The organism is Gemella haemolysans (genome assembly GCF_001553035.1).
In the GTDB taxonomy this organism is placed as follows: domain Bacteria; phylum Bacillota; class Bacilli; order Staphylococcales; family Gemellaceae; genus Gemella; species Gemella haemolysans_B.
The window spans coordinates 32081-52376 of sequence record NZ_KQ959944.1; the positions used below are offsets into that span (position 1 = coordinate 32081).

Consider the following 20296-nt stretch of genomic DNA (forward strand, 5'->3'; position numbering starts at 1 on the left):
TTATAATGATTATAGTCTAATCTTATAAATGTATTATTTTATTAAGGTAATTCATAGTATCATTTTTTCTTTACTTACATAAGTAAAGACTTTATTAGTAATATTTCTGTAATTATGATATAATTAATAAATATTATTAATAGCAAATAATATTTATTTTAAAATAGGAGGATATTATGAACGTTTTTAGAAAAAAATCAATTGACTCTATTTTAGCAGAGTCAAGAAATAAGACGTTAAATCCCACGATGAAGACTATGGATTTAGTTCTATTCGGTATAGGGGCTATTATTGGATCAGGTATCTTAGTATTAACTGGTAAGGCTTCAGCAGAAGCAGGGCCAGCAGTTGTATTTTCTTTCCTAATTGCAGGTTTAGCTTGTTGTTTAGCAGCGTTATGTTATGCCGAACTTGCTTCTACAATCCCGTCAAGTGGTAGTACATATACATATTTATATGTATCAGTTGGTGAAATTGTAGCGTATGCGATAGGTTGGGTATTAATAGGTGGATATGTTCTTACCGCCGCAACAGTAGCGAATGGTTGGTCAAGTTACTTTTCACGTCTATTAGCAGGCTTAGGTATAGAAATTCCTAAAGAGTTTTATACATTACCAGCAGCTGGTGGATATGGTAACATTCCAGCGATAATTATTGTATTATTAATAACTTTCATCTTATCAAAAGGTACTTCAAGTAGTAAACTTGTAAATAACCTTATGGTAGCTGCAAAAGTAGGTATTGTTGTTCTATTCATCGTAGTTGGTGTATTTTATGTAGAACCGACTAACTGGACAAATAACTTTGCACCATCAGGTTTCTCAGGAGTTATGTTAGCTGCGACTACTGTATTCTTTGCGTACTTAGGATTTGATGCGATTTCTACTTCAGCTGAAGAAACAATTAATCCAGAAAAAGCCCTGCCAAAAGCCATTATTATTACAATGTTAGTTTGTACAGCATTCTATATTCTAGTATGTTTAATACTTACTGGAGTTGTTCAATATAATAGACTTGGAACAGGAGATGCCTTAGCATTCGTACTAGAGGAAGTAGGACAAAATAAAGTAGCTGGTATCGTATCTCTTGGAGCGGTAATTGGTCTTATGGCTGGTATACTATCATTCATATATGCGGGAATCCGTATTACATATACGATTGCACGTGATGGATTATTACCAGAAAAATTAACTAAAGTTAATCAAAATAAAGTACCGAGTACATTAACATGGGGATTAGGAATCTTAACAGCATTATTAGCAGGATTCTTACCATTAGGCAAACTAGCTGATCTTGCTAACGTAGCGTCAATCATTGCTTTTGCATTAGTAAGCTATACAACTATCGTATTCTACAAAAAATTCCCAGATTTAAAACGTGGATTTAGAGTACCAGGTATGCCAATTTTACCGATTATTTCTATTATCTTATTTGGAGCATTATTATATAGTGTTACATTAACAACATGGATAATCTTTGTTGTTTGGGTTATTGTAGGTTTAATCGTGTACTTTGCATTCTCATATAAGAACAGTAAGTTAAAATAGTATAGAAATAACATATAATCTGGTTCAATATTTAAAAATTAAAAGGAATCGTGAGTAAAAATCTCATGATTCTTTTTTTTTATGAATTAAAAACGTGTTAGTAGGTTATTATTAATTCCCAAAACAATGTTTATTAAATACCTTTATAAAATAATAACAAAATAATAATGATATGATGAAAATTTATGATGGTTTATAATATACTCCTATCGATTAATCATAGAAAAAAAGAAAATTTAATAAGTAGTTAGTTATAACACATTGTCAAAAATTGTATTATCGAAATTATGTAATTTTCAATATACTATTAATAGTTGGAGATGAAAGATATAATTAATTAATTTTTTATAAAAGTTTTGCTGAATGTGAAAACTTAAATATTTTAAGCGAATAATTTTTTATATGTTAAATTGTATAATGATAAAAATAGTTATAGTATAATCATATAACAGCTATATTTGAAAAGTAAAACAGCTGTTTTTCAAATTTCTTTTCTAAGAAAGAATTAACACTTATTTTCAAAAAAACTAATATTGAATTATTTTAAGAAAGTTTAATTTATAAGGCTATATAAGGTTTAAATAGTAAAAAAATAAAGAAAATATTTTCACTAAAACTTTCAATAGAAAAACGCTTTCATTATTAAAAAATCTGTGTTATTATATAAGTACAGAAAAAAATTAGGAGGTAAGGGAAATGATTATCGGAGTACCAACTGAAATAAAAAATAATGAAAGTAGAGTGTCTGCTATACCGGGAGTAGTACATGAATTAGTACTAGATGGCCACACTGTATATGTAGAAAAAGGAGCTGGATTAGCTTCAGGTATTTCAGATGCTGAATATGAAGAGGCAGGTGCTGTTTTACTTGAGAAAGCAGAAGATGTATGGAATAAATCAGATCTAATCTATAAAGTAAAAGAACCAATTCCATCTGAGTATAAATATTTTAGAAAAGGGTTAATTATTTATACTTATCTACACTTAGCTGCTGATCCTGAATTAACAAAAGAAATGGTAGATAAAGGGACTATCGGTATTGCTTTTGAAACAGTAAAAGTAGGAAGAGGACTACCATTACTTAGACCAATGAGTGAAATCGCGGGTAGAATGGCTGTGCAAGAAGGAACAAGATTCTTATCAAAAGTTCAAGGTGGTAAAGGTATCTTATTACAAGGGGTTCCAGGAGTTCAACCAGGACATGTTGTAATTATTGGTGCAGGTGTGGCAGGGACTGCTGCAGCAACAGCAGCCGTGGGGTTAGGAGCACGTGTAACAATGATTGATGTAAACTTAGATGCACTAACAGAATTATCACACATTTTCGGTGGTAAAATCGAAACTCTTTACTCTAATAAATTTAATATTGCCAATGCTATTAAAACAGCTGATTTAGTAGTTAGTACAGTATTAATCCCAGGGGCGAAAGCACCTAAATTAGTGACTAAAGAAATGGTTAAAGATATGCCAGACGGTGGTGTAATCGTGGACGTAGCTATTGACCAAGGTGGTACAACTGAATATACTGAAGGACGTCCAACAAGTCATGATAATCCAATATTCGTTGAAGAAGGAGTATTACACTACTCAGTAGCTAATATTCCAGGAGCAGTAGCACAAACATCAACTTATGCACTATGTAATGCAACTGCTAAATACGTTAAACTTATTGCTAAATTGGGTGTTAAAGAAGCTGTGGCTAAATTCCCAGAATTAGTACCTGGAGTGAATGTAGCTAATGGAAAAGTTACATTTAAAGCTGTTGCAGATGATTTAGGATATGAATATACTCCAGTAGAAGTAGCTTTGTAATATAATAATGAAATTCTAAAATATGAAATAGTTGAAAATTTGTATAAATAGAGTGCTCTATCTGTTATAGAGCACTCGCTTATTGTATAAAGGGTTATAGTTGTAAAAATTATAATCAAAAAAATATAAAAATAGTAATATATTTATTGATATTTTTTAAAATGGCTTACATAAAGTCGAGTTACTGTAGTAAAAGGTTTACAACTATGCTATAATTTAATTAAAGAATATTAGTAGGGAGAATTTTTTATTAAAAAATAGGAGGATTTATTATGAGTTATTTAAGAAAAAAATCAGTTGAATCTATTTTAGCAGAAGCTAGAAGTAAAACTTTGGCTCCGACTATGAGAACGATGGACTTGATTCTATTCGGAATCGGAGCGATTATAGGGTCAGGGATTCTAGTATTAACTGGTAAAGCTTCAGCAGAAGCAGGACCAGCGGTAATCTTCTCATTCTTAATCGCAGGGGTTGCCTGTTGTTTAGCAGCACTTTGTTATGCGGAGCTAGCTTCAACAATTCCATCAAGTGGTAGTACATATACATACCTATATGTATCAATTGGTGAAATTGTAGCTTATATTATAGGTTGGGTACTAATAGGAGGATATGTTCTTTCAGCAGCCACTGTATCAAATGGTTGGTCAAGTTACTTCTCTCGTCTACTTGCAGGTCTTGGTGTAGAACTCCCTAAAGCATATTACACTTTACCGGCAGATGGAGGATATGGTAACATTCCAGCTATCGTAATTGTATTATTAATTACATTCTTATTATCAAGAGGTACATCAAGTAGTAAACTTGTAAATAACCTGATGGTAGCTGCAAAAGTTGGTATCGTAATCTTATTCATCGTTGTTGGATCATTCTATGTTGAACCAACACACTGGACAAACAATTTTGCACCTACAGGTTTTTCAGGAGTAATGTTAGCAGCCACTACAGTATTCTTTGCTTACCTTGGATTTGATGCGATTTCTACATCAGCAGAAGAAACAATCAATCCAGAAAAAGCTCTACCAAAAGCTATCATTGTCACTATGATCGTATGTACAGCATTCTATATCTTAGTATGTTTAGTATTAACAGGGGTTGTTGAATACAGCCGTCTTGGATCTGGGGATGCATTAGTATTCGTGCTTGAAGAAGTTGGTCAAAACAAAGTTGCTGGTATTGTTTCTTTAGGGGCAGTAATCGGACTTATGGCTGGTATTTTATCATTCATGTATGCAGGTATTCGTATTACTTATACAATTGCACGTGATGGATTATTACCAAAAGTATTCACTAAAGTTAACGACAACAAAGTACCAAGTACAGTTACATGGTCTTTAGGATGCTTAACTGCAGTATTAGCTGGATTCTTACCATTAGGAAAATTAGCAGAACTTGCTAACGTAGCTTCTATCATCGCATTCGCATTAGTAAGTTACACTACTATCGTATTCTACAAAAAATTCCCAGATGTAAAACGTGGATTTAGAGTACCAGGTATGCCAGTATTACCAATTATCTCAATTGTATTATTTGCAGCTTTACTATACAGTGTTACATTAACTTCATGGATTATCTTCTTCGTATGGGTAATCGTAGGATTAATCGTATACTTCACATATTCTTATAAACATAGTAAAATTGAATAGAATATATAAATAATAATCGACTATAACTTTTTGGTTATAGTCGGTTTTTTATGTCTTAAAATATAATGTATATAGTAATAAATTTTTTACAAATTAGGTATTTGACCATAGATTTCGTTTATTACTTTTTGCTTTATTTTGTGCTTTTTTAAATTTATCTAAATATCTTGTATCTGGCGGTTTCACGTATTTTATTTCAGCTAACCCAGCCAGTAATAATTCTTCTTGAACATTTTTTCCGTCTGCATAAACGTAACACAATGCTCTATGATATTTATCTTCCTTTTCATAAACATCAAATTCAATTTCAACATCTTTAGCATTAGATAATAGTTTACCATTTAATTTACTAGCTTCTGGTCCATATTTCTGAACCTCCACACCAGGTTTTACAGTTTCTGGTGTATCAATTAATAAATATCTCACTTTCAATTCTTTGTTGTTGAAGTTAACTATAATAGTATCACCATCAACTTTTTTTAAAAATTTAACCTTATACTTTGTCTTATCTCCCTTAATAAAAACCCCGTTAATAGTTGCTTCTTTATAATTTTCACCAGTCTTATTAATTATCAAAGTGATAATTAAAAATATTGCCATGAAAAAAGTAAAGAAAATAATAAATACCTTTTTATTCATAACGATTCCCCCTCAATATTAATTTTAACACTTTTGAAGTATGGGATAAAGTTATAAAATAGCAATAATAATAAAATTTAATAGTATTTATACAGACTTATAAAAAACGAAAAAAATATTTTACATTACTTTCAATATTTACAGTATTTATGGTAAAATAGGATATGTAAGTGTTTTTATGCACGTAATAAAATTTTTGTGGAGGAAAAGGACATATGGCTAATAAAACATGGTATCTTGGTTTAGATATTGGTTCTGCGAGTGTAGGTTGGGCAGCGACTGATACTGAGTATAAAATAATTAGAAAAAATAAAAAAAGATTATGGGGAGTTAGATTATTTGAAGAAGCTACAACTGCTGAAGATCGTCGAGGATATCGTTCTAGTAGAAGGAGACTTGCTAGAAGGAAATGGCGTTTAAATCTTCTTGAAGAATTATTCGCTAGTGAAGTGAAAAAAGTGGATGAGAATTTTTTTCTAAGATTAAAAGAAAGTCAATACCATTATGAAGATAAAACTCATAAGGTACCTTATGCGATTTTTAATGATAAAGACTATACAGATAAAGATTATTATAATGATTATCCAACAATCTATCATTTAAGATCGAAACTTATGACTGAAAAAATTCCAGACATAAGAAAGGTATTTTTAGCTATACATCATATCATTAAAAATAGAGGGCACTTTTTACTACAAGGTCAAAGCTTTAAAGATGGGAATTTAAACAATTTAATTAAAGAATTATTAGAACTTGATATACTTCATGTAGGATTTGAAGTAACAGAAGAAGTTGTTGGTAAAATTGCGGATATATCATTAGAGAAAAAAACTTTAACAGACAAGGTAAATGATCTTAAGAAACTTTATCCAAAAGAAAAACAATTATTAGAAGTATTTAGATTGATTTTTGGTGGAAAAACTTCGCTGGATAAATTATTTGCAATAGATGAGTATAAAGAATTAGACACAGCGATAAAATCTGTATCGTTTAAAGAGAAAATTTATGAAGAAGTTCGTCATGATTATGAACAAGTATTATCAAATTATATAGAACTTCTTGATTTAACTAAGCTAGTTTATGACAGTATAATTTTATCAGATATTAAAAAAGAAGGAAAAACACTATCAGAATCAAAAGTAGTACTTTATGAAAAACATAGAGATGATTTATTAAAATTAAAAAATCTTGTGAAAAATGATTCTAAACTAGCTGAAGATAAGAAAGTGGAATTGTATGCTTCGATATTTAAAGAAGATAAGGACAAAGGTACTAACTACGTAAATTATATTCGTAAGAGTGAAGAAGGTAAAGGGTGTAACTATGAGGACTTCAAGAAATTCTTAGTTAAAGAATTAGCAAAATTAGAAGAGAGTTCAGTTAAGGCTGAAATAATTAAAGATTTAGAATTAGAGCAGTTCTTGCCACTTCAAAGAACAAAAGATAATTCAGTTGTACCTTACCAAATTCATAAAGAAGAATTGGTAAAAATATTAGATAATGCAGCTAAATATCATAACTTTTTAGATGAAAAAGACGAAAGTGGATATAGTATAAGAGAAAAAGTCATTCAATTATTAGAATTCAGAATACCTTACTATGTTGGTCCTCTTAACTCTAGTAAAAAGGCTAAAGAAGGTGGCTTCGCATGGTCTGTTAGAAATAAAGGATATGAAGATACACCAGTAACACCATGGAACTATAGTAAAGTTATAGATGAAAGTGCAAGTGCAGAGAAATTTATTACAAACTTAACTAATAAATGTACATATCTTAAAGGAGAAGATGTACTTCCGAAGAGTTCATTACTTTACTCAGAGTTTGCATTATTAAATGAGATGAATGCACTAAAATACGATGGTAATAGAATTAGTCTTGAAGCTAGAAATACAATTATTGAGAAACTTTTTAAACAACAAGGAAAAAAAGTAACAAAAACTAGTATAAAAAATCTTCTTAAAGCAGAAGGATATATAGACGGTAAAGGTGAAATTACGGGTATTGATATTACTGTGAAAAATGATCTTAAGTCATATAGAGATTTCAAGAAAATCCTAGGGAACAAGTTTAATTCTGAACATGTAGAAAATATAATTCTTTGGATTACATTATACGGAGAATCTAGAAAACTTATAAAAGCTAAAATTGAATCTGTTTATGGAGATATTTATTCTAATGATGAAATTACTAAAATGTCTAGATTAGTTTATAAGGATTGGGGAAGATTCTCAAGAAAACTATTGACAGAATTAGTTAGTAAAAAAATGTACAGTGAAGAGACAGGAGAATGTTTAAACATCATTGGAGCAATGCGTCAGAATAATATTTTATTTATGGAATTATTGGCAGATAGATTTGATTACTCTAAACAAATAGTCGAATTCAATAAAGAGCTTCAAGAAGATGTAACAGAGATTACACCAGAAATTCTAGATGATTTATATGTATCCCCAGCTGTCAAACGTTCAATTTGGCAAACTGTTAGAATAGTAGAAGAACTTAAGAAGATTATAGGGTGTGCACCTGCAAAAATCTTTGTAGAGACAACAAGGTCAAATCAAGAGAAGAAAAAACCAACAGATTCACGTAAAAAACAATTAGAACTTGCTTATAAAGCTGTTAAGAAAGATGTAAAAGAGCTAGAAAAAGAAATTGGCACAATTAACTTTGATGTATTGAATGATAGACTAAGCTCTGTAGAACCATCTAAACTAAAAGCGAAGAAATTATATCTATACTATACTCAATTAGGAAGATGTATGTATAGTGAGGAACCGATTAATATTAGTGAATTATTTGATAATAATAAATATGATATAGATCATATTTACCCTCAGTCAAAAATAAAAGATGACAGCTTCACGAATACAGTATTGGTAAAAAGAGAAAGTAATGCTGCAAAAACTGATAGATACCCACTAGGCTCTGATATTCAAAAACCTAGTAATAGAAGATTCTGGAAATTCTTAAAAGAAAAAGGATTAATATCTGATGAAAAATATAATAGATTAGTAAGAACAGAAGAATTTTCTGATGAAGAACTAAGTGGTTTCATAGCACGTCAATTAGTAGAGACATCTCAATCTGTAAAAGCAGTAGCAAGTATCTTAGGAGAATTAAATCCAGAAACTTCAATCTGTTACTCTAAAGCAGAAAATGTATCTAGCTTTAGACAAAACTTCGGAAAAATTAAAGATGGAAATAGCAAATCAAATAACAATGAACAATTAGTAAAAGTGCGTGAAATCAACGATTTTCATCATGCGAAGGTGTTCATCGGCATGCAAAAAGCATTGTTAAACTAGGAAGTTAACAACGCTATTTTTATTTTAGGGGCAGTTTAGGGGCAATTAGAATTGAATATTTCTAAAACTTTCAAATTCTAATTCTTGTTGTAAGTTTGTTTTATGAATATATATTTCTCTAGTTACTCTTGAATTTTTGTGACCTAATCTTTTTGCAATTAATTCAACATCTATTCCTTTATCGATGCACAAACTAGCGTGAGTATGTCTTAGCATATGTAATGTAAAATAAACTGTAGTATGTTCCCTTAAGTATGTACCTATATTTTCTTTTATCCAGTATGTACCAACAGTATTAAAAAATATAATATTATTTTTGTTGTAAAAATCTGATAGAGTAATTGAAAAATTGTTGCTGATTGTTCGTTGTGATTCTATTATTTCTAAACATCTTTTATTTAATGATATTCTTCTATTAGAGCTACCAGTCTTTGTTAAATCTATTTCTCTATTCCTATTTAAACTTTTATCTACTGTCAGTATATCTCCTTCAACATCATCAAATGTTAAAGCTAGACATTCGCTTATTCGTAATCCAGTGTTGATAAGGAATTCTACAAGATTCCTATATCTAATATTATGATCTAATTGATCTAAGAGTATATCTATCTCATCTTGTTCAAGATATCTATTATCTTTTTTAGCCTCAACTTTCTTTAAGTCCATTTTATCAAGAAAATTTACATCTTTCAAATAATCAAATTTATATAACAAACGAACATATACTTTTACTCTTCTAAGAACTTCATTATAATATTTATCTGAAGTAGTGCTTTTTTCTATTATATCTTTTAAATACCTTGCATTGATTAAATTTAATTTAATATCATATCCCTTTTTCTTAATTAAATTTATAATAGATTTATTGTTATGCCTTGTATTTGTTCGAGCATTTTTATAATGTTTTTCAAAAACTATATCTAATCCCTCAAAAAATGTAATATTATTATCTACTACATACCTTAAATCTTGAGCCTTAGTTCTTAATATCTCTCTTGCGATATCTTCATTTTTTTTACTTTTCTTATCCATTGTGACGGTTATTTTTCTTAGTTTCCCAGAAATATCTTTAACTCGATCACAATATTTTACTTTTCCGTTTTTTTGTTCTTCTATCCACATAGAAATACACATCCTTTCTTGTTTTAATCAGATGTGTATGATATACTTATAGTGTAGTTTGGTGTATATATCATACACATTCTTTTGAGATATTGCCGTATCTCATTTTATCCTTTGCTCTTGCCGGAGTAAGGGATTTTTATTTTGTCTAAACTGGTCGAATTTGACTAGTTAAAAAGAAAAACCGTCAGTAACTAGTTACCAACGGTTGAGAGCATTAAGCTCTAGTTAAGATTTGCGATAGATACATTTAAGTATCTATGTTAGTAACTTAATTATATAATAAAATAAGAAAAAAATCAACTGTTTATTAATCTTTGGTTAAAAATAAATTTTTAATTTCGTTATCTATTAACTCAAGTATATCTTCTGATACAGTAACTCTTGTTAGAGGATCTAAGTCATCTTTTCTTTTGAATATTTTATTTTTGTCTATAGTAGTAATAGCATCTACTTTTATATATGTATCCTTATCTAAATCTTCTGTGTATTTTTTAACTCTTTCTAATGCATTTTTAATACCTTCTTGCACCATTTCGATTTGCTCATATAATTTAGCCAATTCATCTAATTTTTCATTAATTTCAATTGTTTTTTCAATATCTTGTTTTTCTCTAGCAATTTTTGATTGTTCTCGTAACTCATCTATAGTCTCTTTTGATTTATTGTTAGTGATTTCTATTACTTTACTATGTTCATTAACAAGCATAAGAGTTAATGCTGCTAAAGAGGCAGATACACTAGAATTTAATTTTATGTTTCTTTTCCCTTTTTTAGATGTTAATGGAACAACTGTGATAGTGTTCTCTTTTCTATTATCATCATTACTAAGTGTTATAGCATAATGATAGGAAGAAAATTCTGATCCATAATTAATACCAAAATCAATGTATACTACAGTTCCACGAGGATATACTTGATTTCTTCGTCTTATCCCTAATACATCCCGCTCAAGCTGAGTTGTATAATTTTTCATGCTTTTACCAAGACGACTGGTTTTAAAATGGTTAGGATTGTCGACTGTAATTTCTTTCATTTTATCTGTTGATTCTGCTAATAGTTCTTCATTTTCTTGTTTTTTATTCTTCATTGTCTCTCCTTTAATATTTCGTTTTTTGCTTGTTATTTTTATTAAAAGAAAAAGAAGCCTTTATCTAATGATAAAAGACTTCTTCACGGTGGGCATAACCCTATCTGATATCATTATAACATATATTTTATTTCCTGTAAATTAATAGTTGATTTATTGAATATTATTTAAATCAACAGTTAATGATTCATATCTAGTGTAATCACCTTGTGTATATGGAGAATCTATATTAAGTGAAATATTTTTAATATCATTTACTTTAGATTTTTTTGCAATAAATAAAATAGTCATTTCTTTTTCTGCTCCAGGTAAATAAGTTGTTTCTTTCCAACCTGCTATATATTGATTTTGTTCAACTTGTTCTTTAGTATCTTTTATTAGTAAATGACTAGTATTAGGATTAATATCAGCATTTTTAGTTAATTTATTCTCAATACTAATTCTTAGAAGTACAGATGTATATTCAGTATTTGCTTCTAATTTAGCAGATTGTAATCGTTGTGCATTAAAAGTATTATCAAATGATAATGTGGATAATTTGATTCCAGTTATTGTGACTTTGAATGCATTATTTTCTTTACTTACACTCGTTTCTTTCTTAAATTTTTCTTCAGAATGAAGACCACCTTCATTGATAATAGTGCTTTGTTTATCATTATTAGATGTTTGAGGAGTAGCTACAGATTGGGTAGTTGTATTTTCAGTCTTTGTTGAACAGCCACTAATAATAATAGAAGTAGCTAGTACAGAACTTAATAATATTTTTAATTTCATTTTCAATTTCTCCTTTAATATTTTATTTTTCAACAGGAGTAAAGCTATCTACAACTTTACCTACAATGTTGAAATATGTATCTTGTATATCTGATGTATAAATTATAATATCAGAGTATTTTTTATTTATTGATTTCAATACAAAACGATTCCCATCATTATATAATTTTTTTACATAACTTTTTCCATCATAATCAATAACATAGATATCACCATTTACATTATCATAACCTTGTTTTAATAATATAATGTCACCATCTAATAGTTCAGGTTCCATACTATCACCGAATACACGTGTTGCCATGTCATATTGCATTAAATCTTCACGATCTGTATAGAATGATGTTACCTCATTATTACTATAAGAATATCCAATACCTGCAGCAACTTTTTCAGTTACTAAAATTTCAGTTAATTCTTTAGGTTTGTATTTTATAGAAACTTCCTGAACTGTACGATTCTGAAAATGCAGTAAATTTTTAGCATATTGATATGTTTTATTTTGATTTTCTTCGTTTAGCTTCGTAACAGTAGAGGTAATTTTATCAGTAAGAATATCATTGGATGTATCCTCTGCAATTCCCATAATATATCCTGGAGTAGTTTGTAATGCTTTAGCTAATGGTTCTAATATTGGAACTGGTAATTTTTCAATATTAGAATTTTCATATCTATATATAGTAGATCTATTTTTTCCAATAAGTTCAGCTAAATCATCAGCAGATAAATTCAACTTAGTTCTTAATTCTTTAATACGTTCGCCTATTGTTTTCACCATATGATTCTCCTTTCTTAATATAATAATAACATAAATTCGCAAATTTGCAAATAATAAATTGCGAAATTGCGAAAAAAGGTGTTGACTTTTATTGAATGATATTATAAAATATATTTGTAGCGTAAATGCGACAAATAAAAATAGGAGGTTATTATGATAAATATAAATAAGCTAAAAAAAGAAATAGCATTAAATAATTTATCAATTGAAGAATTATCGGAAAAAATTGGAATTGATAAAAGTACCTTTTATCGACGATTAGAATCAAATGGAAAAAAATTTACAATAGAAGAAGTAATTAAAATTGCTAATGTATTGAATTTAGATAGGAAAAAAGTAGATTCTATTTTTTTTGATATTACAGTCGCATAAAAGCGACATGATAGGAGGGATTAAAAATGACAGTAGAACCGAGGTATCTAATGGCTGGAAATAAAGTTTTTAGTGGAGAATATAAAGATACAGAAACTAGAGATACTTTTGATATGAAAGATGAAGAGCTAATTAGAAATGAGGTCATTAACGTATTAGCAAAACATAATGTTCCATATTGGAAAGCTAAGGTAATTCTTGAAAGAGCTAAAGCATTTCTTAGAAAAGAATCTGTAGTTCAGGAGATTAAATAAGGAGTGATAAGGATGAAAACTAAAACAAAAGTAGCACTAACATTAGCAACTATAGTGTTCGTTACTAAAGTAGTACTACTAAAAAAAACAAGTAAGATAGTAATAAATAATGATTCTATTACTTTATCAGTATCTAAAACTGGATAAATAATCCTTCAGAATCTTCTTGAATTTCTTTGTTTGTTTTTACTAAGCAATAATCAGCAGTTAGCTCTGTATATAATATAAACCCATTATTATAAAGGATAATAGCTTTAGACATTTCTGGTGTATCTTCAATAACGATTCGTGTACCTTTAGATTCATTAAGGTTTCGAAATTTAATACTCTTATGTACACCACCTACTAAAAGATTTGAACTATCAGCAATTTGAGAATAGGGTAATTCGATTATATCAAAATCCATAGTTTATACCTCCTTTCTTATAAGTTGTATTTCCAGGAAAAGTATGAAGTAGAAGGTTTAGATTTCCGGGGAATACTCAAATATATTATAGCATAAAGGTAAAGAAAGGTCAAAGATATATGAAAGAATTTTATAAAGCAGCAGAGCGACAATTAAAAAACAAAGGAATGACGATTTATAAGTTGTCAAAAGAGACTGGAATTTTTGAACAAACATTACATTCAATGTTTAATGGCAACACATCAAGCCCCAAGTTAGACAATGCAGTTAGGATAGCTAAAGTGTTAGATATTGATTTAAATAAATTAAAAGAAGGTGATATTAATGAAAGAAATACAAATTGATTTAGTAGAGTTGAGAAAATTGGATTTATCTTTCCCTTATTTTTCAAAAGAAGAAATCATGAAATGTTTTGATATAAAAGACACAGCATATGATAAATATAGAAAAATGTTTAAAGAAAAAGTTAAAGATAAACATTATCCATCGATATGTTATTTGAAGATGGGGACTAAAGAATTCTTTAGTGTTTATGCTTGGTTACATTTCTTTTCAAATTTTGAATATTATCAGGATAAAAGATTAGAGAAAAAAATAGTTAGATTTACTAAAAAAACTGTTGAAGAATTTAAAGAGATAGGAGTGGCTTAAAAATGAATAAACTTAGAAAAAGAAAATTTAATACTTATTATTGGACGTGTGTTGTTGTTGCAATATGTATGCTAATACTTAGCAACATTGACTGGGATAGAATCTTTGCTGGATTAATGGCATCAATTTTTATTCCATTCTATGCATTAGATGAAAGAGGAGCTTATGCATTCCCAGAAGGTGATGAAGATGAATAAACTAAAGAAATTATTTGTTAGACGTGGATTTGAATTAATAGAAGGTATGAATGGAGAATTACCAGTTAAGGCAACTATTCATAGTGCTGGAGTTGATTTTATTGCTAGTTCCGATATTATTATCCCAGCATTTAGGTTTAAAGGTGAAGCTACATTAGTTCCTACTGGTATAAAAGCTTTTATGCCTAAGAATGAATGCTTACTAATATTCGCTAGAAGTAGCTTACCTGTTAATCGTGGCTTAATCATGAGCAATGGTGTAGGGGTTGTGGATTCTGATTATTATAATAATCTCAAAAATGAGGGACATATAATGTTAGAGTTTAACAATTTAACTAATAATCATTTAAAAATTAAAAAAGGTGAGAGAATTGGTCAAGGGATTTTCTATAAAGTACCTAAGGTAAATTATGGAGTAAGCTTGAAAGGAGACAAACGAGGTGGAGGCTTTGGAAGTACAAACAGATCAAAATAAAGAAAATTTTAACGAGGTTCAATTAAAAATGTATAATCACATTTCATATTATGGTGTAAGAATTGAACCTTATGTGGAAGATAAGTTTCCAAAAGAATACGAAACACATGAATTATTTGAAGTACTTGGTGCATATTTTACAAAAACAGCTAAAGTACTAAAAGAACTGCATTTAAAAGAGGAGTGATCTATTATGTGTGTTCTAAAATACAGAGCCTTTGTTGATAATAAAATGTATAAAATGGTAGGTTGGATGGGTGATTTTATTACTTTGAGCAGGAAAAATGAAAGTAAATATGTTCAATCAATCAATGTTAAACGTGAAGATATATTTATTATGCAGTCTAGTGGACTTAAGGACAAAAAAGGTAATGAAATATTTCATGGTGATATTGTTAAGAATTCTGATAAAGATATTGGAATAGTTAGATTTAAAGATGGTGCTTTTGAAGTGGACTTTAAAGAATATATACCTGTTTTATTAGGACTAATTAATGATGATTTAGAGATAATAGGTGATATTCATAGAAATAAAAAGTTGCTTGATAAAATCATTGATAAAAACAAAAAAGTAATATGCATGAATAAAGTTGAAAAAAGATTGTCCAGAAAAAGGAAAAGAACGCCTAAAAAAGACGTTCAATGATTTAATTACATTATATCTTAATTAATATAAAAATGCAATAGATAAAAAATAAAAAGTAGGTGAGTATTATGTTGCTCTTTGATGAACAGCCAATAGTTTATGATAGAACGTTGGCAAAGATATTAAAAAGTAATGGTGCTGATAGAGCGGCTACAGTATTACAGCAGGTTCACTATTGGGTGGAAAATAATAAAAAAAATCAAAAATACGAAGCATATGTTAATGGCTACTGGTGGTCATATAGATCTATAAGAGAATGGCATGAAAAAGATTTTAGTCATTGGTCTTATCCTACAGTAAGAAATCTATTTAAATCATTAAGAGATAAGGGATTGTTGATTGCATTCCCACTTTCTAAAGATAAATCAGATAGAACAAATTGGTATAGGATTAATTATGAAAAGGTAGAAAAACTTTATGAAAATTTTAAAAAAGAAAAAGAAGACCATTTGTTAAAACAAACAAATGCATTTGCTAAAAATCAGCAAATCAGAAGTGTTAAAAATGAGCAAATGGATTTGTTAGAAAATAGCAAATGTAATAAAGAGAATAATAAAAGATTAAATAAAGAGAATAATATATCATTTCATCAATCAAATAATAATATTATATATAGCGAGCAAATGATTGGAAATGATGAGCGATTGATTGAAGATGATAAAAGAGATATTAGTCCTCGGAAGAAATACAATACACAATATTTCAGAGACAGCTTTGGGTATTCCCGAGTTAGCAAGAATAAACAAGTAGAGCTTGACAAGTGGATTAAATATGCAGTTGATATTTGTCTAATGCCGCCTGACGCAAAATTACACGTTGGAAAGCAAGGTGTAACTGCAGGAGATGTAGTTAAGAGATTAGCTGAATTAAGATATGAGCATATTGACTATATTTTCACTAGATTAAGCCAAGTTAGTTATCCTACTAATCATAAAAATTATATGTTGGCAGTACTATATAACGCTAAAGAGCAATATGAGAGTAGTAAATCAACCTTTACTGGTGGAAATAATGCTCAAGGTAGATATGTTATGCCTATACCTGAATACCTAGAAAAAAGAATTAATAATCGTGGTAAGACAGGAGAGAGAGTAATAACTCAAGAGGATGAGGATGCTTATGCTCAATTAATGAAAGAGTTGAGTAAAGGAAAAGAACAAGAAGATGTACAGTGATAATTTTCAATAACGGAGGTTATCAATTTGGAGTTTGTTGAACCATTAAGAACTCAAGAAGAACTAGATGCAATGAATTATTATTTTAAGAGTAGGAGTGAACGTGATTATTTACTTTTCTACATGGGAATTAATGTAGCGTTTAGGATAAGTGATCTATTAGGACTGAAAGTTGGAGATGTCAGAGGTAGAGATAAAGTTAGAAGACGTGAGATGAAGACTGGGAAGTTAAGAGAAATGATTATACTACCTAAATTAAAGCGAGTGTTAGAGGAATACTGCTTTAATAAAGATGATGAAGAGTATTTGTTCAAGTCAACACGTTATAAGAACTCAAATAGACCAATTACAAGGACTCAAGCTTATAGAATACTTAAAACTGGTGCGAAAGAGTGTGGGATAAAGAATATAGGTACTCACAGCTTCAGGAAAACATTTGGATATCATTTCTACAAAGAGAGTAAGGATGTAGTAACGCTTATGAAATTATTCAATCATCATGATCCTAGTATAACATTAAGATATATAGGAATTGAGAGAGACGAAATGAGTAAAGCAGTAAAGAAATGGGGTGGACTGTAACCTCATTTATATTTAAAACTATACTATGTAACCATTAAGGAAAAGATTACATTGTATAAAGCAGAGTATATTCTAAACGCTGGTAATAGGGCGGTTAGGATATATATATCAGATGTAACAGTTTATAAGATATGTTACATATATATTTAATAATTCAATCATTCAATCAATCATTCATAAATAAATTTAAAGGAGAATAATAAATGATTAATAACGTAGTTTTAGCAGGAAGATTAGTAAGAAATATAGAATTAAGACAAACGTCTACAGGTAAGGAAATGACTTATTTTACCTTAGCAGTTAATAGGAATTTCAAAAATGAACAAGGAGTACAAGCTGCAGATTTTATAGGTTGTGTTGCATTTGGAAAGACTGCAGAGAATATGGCACGATTTCTAAGTAAAGGTAGCTTAATAGCTGTAGAAGGTAGAATCTCTACAAGGAATTTCCAAGGTAATGATGGTAAAACTGTTTATGTTACTGAAGTAGTAGCAAGTAGCATAACTTTCTTAGAGAGTAAGAAACAACAAGGAAATACTACTCAATACGGACAAACGCAAAATAGTGGTTATAGCCAACAAGCTAATAATGATTTTGGAGGATTCGAAGATAATATTGATTTTAATATGGGATGGAATCCATTTCAGGAAGATTAGTTAGAGGTGTAAGAATTTGATTAGTGAGAAGTTTAAAGAATATATTTTTATTGATGAAGAGAATGACATAATTAAGGGGAGAATGGTTAGATATAGATTTCCTAATGGTTATGGTGCTTCAGTGATAGAAGGTGAAGATAGTTATGGGTTAGAGCTTTTAGTATTAGAATTTTCTGAATCGGACTATGGAGATACAGCAACAGAATTTACAGATGATGTAATGGGTTTTATAGATGATGAAGAACTAGATGAAATATTAGAAAGGATATCAAGGTTAGGAGAAGATGGGAAAGAAGATAGTTAGGAATACTTTTGGTTACGCTAAACCAGGGCAAAAGAAATTAACTCGTAGTCAGGCAACTGAACTAGCAATAAGTGAGATTGAAGAAGGATATACTAAACGATTAGAAAGAGAAGTTAATCTTAAGGTTGCAGATTTTATAGGAGATTTTTGTCTAGCGTTAGCGTGGAGTTTACGAGCGAATCATAATTATGGTGCAAAACGAATTGAAAGAACCATTAGAGAAATGTTTGAAGTTGTTAGTGATGCAAAAATGAAAGAAGCTGGTTATTTTTTATTTGATCTAAGAGAAACTAGAGAACAATTGTTAATTGAAACAGGATTAGATATTGAGCCAGTCATAATAGATGAAGTAAATAAACATCTAGAGAGAGCAAAAGAGTTTGCAATTAAAAGTGGAGTATTCAAGGAGAAAGTAGAGGTATAGAAGATGAAAAAAGTAGTAAATATTAATGAAATGATAGAAGTTATAAAAGAGAAGACACGTTGGAGTGAAGCTATACTAGCTATTGAGTTAGGAGTAGATTCACAAAATATTACAGCATGGAAAAGAGGCAGAATTCCAAGAAGTAAAAATTATAAGAGATTAAAGGAACTATATGAGAGTTTAATCAGTAAAGAAGAGAAGATTAATAAACCAGATGAAAACAAGGATAGTGAATTAAGACAAGAATTATTAAATAAACTTGCTAAGGCTGATGAACGCTTAAATAAACTTGCGAGTGATCAAGAAGTTTGCTATAAAAATTTAGCTATGGTAAATGCTCAAATTACAGCGTGGAATCATGAGAGACATAAATTAGTAAAACAATTAAAAGAATTGGTAGGTGCATAAAATGAATAAAAGACAAGCTAAAAAATTAGAATTAAAGAACGAAATAAGTGGTATTAAGAAAGATAATAAGTTACAAGATAAAAAGTTAAATGCATTGAATAAGATGAATAGTAATTTTTTTAATGAAGTTAACAATATCATGAAACAATTTGAGAAGCAGGAGAAATTGTTAAAAGCTAATAAAGAGAGTTTATCTAATGTTATACAAGCACAGACTTATTTAGATATGGAGAATAGTAAAAGAATGACAGATTTAAATGATGTAATTAGAAAACAAAATAATAGCATTTGTATATTAGAGTATAGCATATTTGCAATGGTAATTTTAATATCAATAGTGTTTATTTTAGAGTTGATTAAGTGGTTGGTATAGGAAATACAGTAATATTTGAAAGAGTAGAGGAAATGAGAAAATGTTTGATGAAATATTAATAGCAGTTTACTTAATTCTTGTAGGTGCTTTATTCGGAGCAATGATTAAGGATGTTAGTTTAGATAAGATTAGAGGTGAAAATTTAGTATTAAAAGTAGCTAACACACAATTAAAAGAAAAAGTAAAAGAACTAGATTACAAACAAGCAGAATTAACTAAAAGAATAGCTGAATTAAACGGAATAGGAGGATAGGAGTAATTGGAATGGAACAAAAATTTATAAATGACGATTGTATGAAGTGTTTAAAAAATTATCCAGATAAATACTTCGACATAGCGATAGTAGACCCACCATATTTTAGTGGGCCAGAGAAAAGAAAATTTTACGGGAGAAAAACAAGTCCTATCGGAGTTCAGCGGTTGTACAAAAAAACGGACACATGGGAATTACCGACGAAAGAATATTTTGACGAACTCTTCAGGGTAAGTAAACCTCAAATAATATGGGGTGTTAATTACTTCTCAAAAATATATAATTTTGGGCCAGGAAGGATAGTTTGAGATAAGGTCAACGGCAAATCAACTTTTAGCGACTGTGAAATAGCATACTGCAGCTTACATGATAGCGTAAGTGAGAATGATAAAATAAGAATGTACAGTTTT

General features: G+C 29.3%; 28 protein-coding genes. 22 read left to right on the forward strand and 6 right to left on the reverse strand.

The features are described 5' to 3' along the window. The first annotated feature begins 173 nt into the window (after positions 1–173). The 3 genes from HMPREF3186_RS03255 to HMPREF3186_RS03265 all read left to right on the forward strand — a co-directional run bounded on the left by HMPREF3186_RS03255 (position 174) and on the right by HMPREF3186_RS03265 (position 5002). The gene (locus tag HMPREF3186_RS03255; RefSeq protein WP_060913905.1) at positions 174–1547 is read left to right on the forward strand and encodes an amino acid permease; all 1374 of its coding nucleotides are present in this window, start codon (positions 174–176) and stop codon (positions 1545–1547) included. Positions 1548–2243: 696 nt separating this feature from the next. Beyond that, positions 2244–3359, forward strand: a complete 1116-nt coding sequence (ald, locus tag HMPREF3186_RS03260; protein ID WP_060913906.1) for an alanine dehydrogenase — start codon at positions 2244–2246, stop codon at positions 3357–3359. Positions 3360–3628: 269 nt separating this feature from the next. Continuing rightward, entirely contained in the window at positions 3629–5002 is a 1374-nt protein-coding gene (locus tag HMPREF3186_RS03265) for an amino acid permease (RefSeq protein ID WP_060913907.1), read from the forward strand. 93 nt (positions 5003–5095) lie between these two features. Here HMPREF3186_RS03265 and HMPREF3186_RS03270 read toward each other — a convergent pair whose 3' ends face one another. Continuing rightward, complete coding sequence (locus tag HMPREF3186_RS03270; RefSeq protein ID WP_060913908.1) at positions 5096–5641, reverse strand: thermonuclease family protein; 546 nt, start codon at positions 5639–5641, stop codon at positions 5096–5098. A gap of 215 nt (positions 5642–5856) precedes the next feature. On the opposite strand from HMPREF3186_RS03270, the gene cas9 reads away from it, so the two are divergent. After that, complete coding sequence (cas9, locus tag HMPREF3186_RS03275) at positions 5857–8946, forward strand: type II CRISPR RNA-guided endonuclease Cas9 (RefSeq protein WP_231724150.1); 3090 nt, start codon at positions 5857–5859, stop codon at positions 8944–8946. A gap of 45 nt (positions 8947–8991) precedes the next feature. Here the strand turns inward: cas9 and HMPREF3186_RS03280 are convergent, their stop codons facing one another. From HMPREF3186_RS03280 to HMPREF3186_RS03295, 4 genes are all read right to left on the reverse strand, one after another. Continuing rightward, the gene (locus tag HMPREF3186_RS03280) at positions 8992–10068 is read right to left on the reverse strand and encodes a tyrosine-type recombinase/integrase (RefSeq protein WP_060913909.1); all 1077 of its coding nucleotides are present in this window, start codon (positions 10066–10068) and stop codon (positions 8992–8994) included. A gap of 310 nt (positions 10069–10378) precedes the next feature. Continuing rightward, positions 10379–11158 carry a type II toxin-antitoxin system PemK/MazF family toxin gene (locus HMPREF3186_RS03285; RefSeq protein WP_060913910.1) on the reverse strand — a complete coding sequence of 260 codons (780 nt, stop codon included), beginning with the start codon at positions 11156–11158 and terminating at the stop codon, positions 10379–10381. Positions 11159–11311: 153 nt separating this feature from the next. Beyond that, the gene (locus HMPREF3186_RS03290; RefSeq protein WP_060913911.1) at positions 11312–11932 is read right to left on the reverse strand and encodes a hypothetical protein; all 621 of its coding nucleotides are present in this window, start codon (positions 11930–11932) and stop codon (positions 11312–11314) included. A gap of 22 nt (positions 11933–11954) precedes the next feature. Continuing rightward, positions 11955–12710: an XRE family transcriptional regulator gene (locus HMPREF3186_RS03295; protein WP_060913912.1), complete on the reverse strand. Its 756-nt coding sequence runs from the start codon at positions 12708–12710 to the stop codon at positions 11955–11957. A 153-nt stretch (positions 12711–12863) separates the two neighbouring features. Here HMPREF3186_RS03295 and HMPREF3186_RS03300 point away from each other — a divergent pair, with 153 nt between their 5' ends. From HMPREF3186_RS03300 to HMPREF3186_RS09510, 3 genes are read left to right on the forward strand one after another with little or no spacing between them, the layout of a single operon-like run. After that, positions 12864–13082, forward strand: coding sequence for a helix-turn-helix domain-containing protein (locus HMPREF3186_RS03300; RefSeq protein ID WP_060913913.1), 219 nt, complete (start codon positions 12864–12866; stop codon positions 13080–13082). Positions 13083–13108: 26 nt separating this feature from the next. Next, the gene (locus tag HMPREF3186_RS03305) at positions 13109–13336 is read left to right on the forward strand and encodes a hypothetical protein (protein WP_060913914.1); all 228 of its coding nucleotides are present in this window, start codon (positions 13109–13111) and stop codon (positions 13334–13336) included. 12 nt (positions 13337–13348) lie between these two features. Then, positions 13349–13483 carry a hypothetical protein gene (locus HMPREF3186_RS09510; protein WP_269446629.1) on the forward strand — a complete coding sequence of 45 codons (135 nt, stop codon included), beginning with the start codon at positions 13349–13351 and terminating at the stop codon, positions 13481–13483. Here HMPREF3186_RS09510 and HMPREF3186_RS03310 read toward each other — a convergent pair. Further along, positions 13470–13742, reverse strand: coding sequence for a hypothetical protein (locus HMPREF3186_RS03310; protein WP_060913915.1), 273 nt, complete (start codon positions 13740–13742; stop codon positions 13470–13472). The two genes, HMPREF3186_RS09510 and HMPREF3186_RS03310, sit on opposite strands and share 14 nt — an antisense overlap. A gap of 119 nt (positions 13743–13861) precedes the next feature. Here HMPREF3186_RS03310 and HMPREF3186_RS03315 point away from each other — a divergent pair, with 119 nt between their 5' ends. The 15 genes from HMPREF3186_RS03315 to HMPREF3186_RS03385 all read left to right on the forward strand — a co-directional run bounded on the left by HMPREF3186_RS03315 (position 13862) and on the right by HMPREF3186_RS03385 (position 20194). After that, complete coding sequence (locus tag HMPREF3186_RS03315; RefSeq protein ID WP_060913916.1) at positions 13862–14086, forward strand: helix-turn-helix domain-containing protein; 225 nt, start codon at positions 13862–13864, stop codon at positions 14084–14086. After that, entirely contained in the window at positions 14067–14393 is a 327-nt protein-coding gene (locus HMPREF3186_RS03320; RefSeq protein ID WP_060913917.1) for a hypothetical protein, read from the forward strand. The genes HMPREF3186_RS03315 and HMPREF3186_RS03320 overlap by 20 nt, the downstream gene beginning before the upstream one ends. Positions 14394–14395: 2 nt before the next feature. Next, complete coding sequence (locus tag HMPREF3186_RS03325; RefSeq protein ID WP_060913918.1) at positions 14396–14590, forward strand: hypothetical protein; 195 nt, start codon at positions 14396–14398, stop codon at positions 14588–14590. Next, positions 14583–15065 carry a dCTP deaminase/dUTPase family protein gene (locus tag HMPREF3186_RS03330; RefSeq protein WP_060913919.1) on the forward strand — a complete coding sequence of 161 codons (483 nt, stop codon included), beginning with the start codon at positions 14583–14585 and terminating at the stop codon, positions 15063–15065. The genes HMPREF3186_RS03325 and HMPREF3186_RS03330 overlap by 8 nt, the downstream gene beginning before the upstream one ends. Continuing rightward, a complete protein-coding gene (locus HMPREF3186_RS03335; RefSeq protein WP_060913920.1) occupies positions 15040–15252 on the forward strand; it encodes a hypothetical protein in 213 nt (70 codons plus the stop codon). The genes HMPREF3186_RS03330 and HMPREF3186_RS03335 overlap by 26 nt, the downstream gene beginning before the upstream one ends. A gap of 6 nt (positions 15253–15258) precedes the next feature. After that, positions 15259–15711, forward strand: coding sequence for a YopX family protein (locus HMPREF3186_RS03340; RefSeq protein ID WP_060913921.1), 453 nt, complete (start codon positions 15259–15261; stop codon positions 15709–15711). A 68-nt stretch (positions 15712–15779) separates the two neighbouring features. Continuing rightward, positions 15780–16886, forward strand: coding sequence for a hypothetical protein (locus tag HMPREF3186_RS03345; protein WP_060913922.1), 1107 nt, complete (start codon positions 15780–15782; stop codon positions 16884–16886). Between the two features lie 27 nt (positions 16887–16913). Next, positions 16914–17468, forward strand: a complete 555-nt coding sequence (locus HMPREF3186_RS03350; protein ID WP_060913923.1) for a site-specific integrase — start codon at positions 16914–16916, stop codon at positions 17466–17468. Positions 17469–17671: 203 nt separating this feature from the next. Beyond that, the gene (locus tag HMPREF3186_RS03355; RefSeq protein ID WP_060913924.1) at positions 17672–18124 is read left to right on the forward strand and encodes a single-stranded DNA-binding protein; all 453 of its coding nucleotides are present in this window, start codon (positions 17672–17674) and stop codon (positions 18122–18124) included. Between the two features lie 16 nt (positions 18125–18140). Then, complete coding sequence (locus tag HMPREF3186_RS03360; RefSeq protein WP_060913925.1) at positions 18141–18428, forward strand: hypothetical protein; 288 nt, start codon at positions 18141–18143, stop codon at positions 18426–18428. Further along, entirely contained in the window at positions 18409–18852 is a 444-nt protein-coding gene (locus tag HMPREF3186_RS03365) for a hypothetical protein (RefSeq protein ID WP_060913926.1), read from the forward strand. Before HMPREF3186_RS03360 ends, HMPREF3186_RS03365 begins: the two co-directional genes overlap by 20 nt. Before the next feature lie 3 nt (positions 18853–18855). After that, positions 18856–19260 (forward strand): hypothetical protein, encoded by a 405-nt coding sequence (locus tag HMPREF3186_RS03370; protein WP_060913927.1) that lies wholly within the window; start codon positions 18856–18858, stop codon positions 19258–19260. Between the two features lies 1 nt (position 19261). Then, complete coding sequence (locus tag HMPREF3186_RS03375; RefSeq protein WP_060913928.1) at positions 19262–19633, forward strand: hypothetical protein; 372 nt, start codon at positions 19262–19264, stop codon at positions 19631–19633. 40 nt (positions 19634–19673) lie between these two features. Further along, the gene (locus tag HMPREF3186_RS03380; RefSeq protein ID WP_060913929.1) at positions 19674–19886 is read left to right on the forward strand and encodes a hypothetical protein; all 213 of its coding nucleotides are present in this window, start codon (positions 19674–19676) and stop codon (positions 19884–19886) included. 11 nt (positions 19887–19897) lie between these two features. Then, on the forward strand, positions 19898–20194 hold the full coding sequence (locus HMPREF3186_RS03385; protein WP_197415014.1) for a class I SAM-dependent methyltransferase: 297 nt from the start codon (positions 19898–19900) through the stop codon (positions 20192–20194). Positions 20195–20296: the final 102 nt, after the last annotated feature.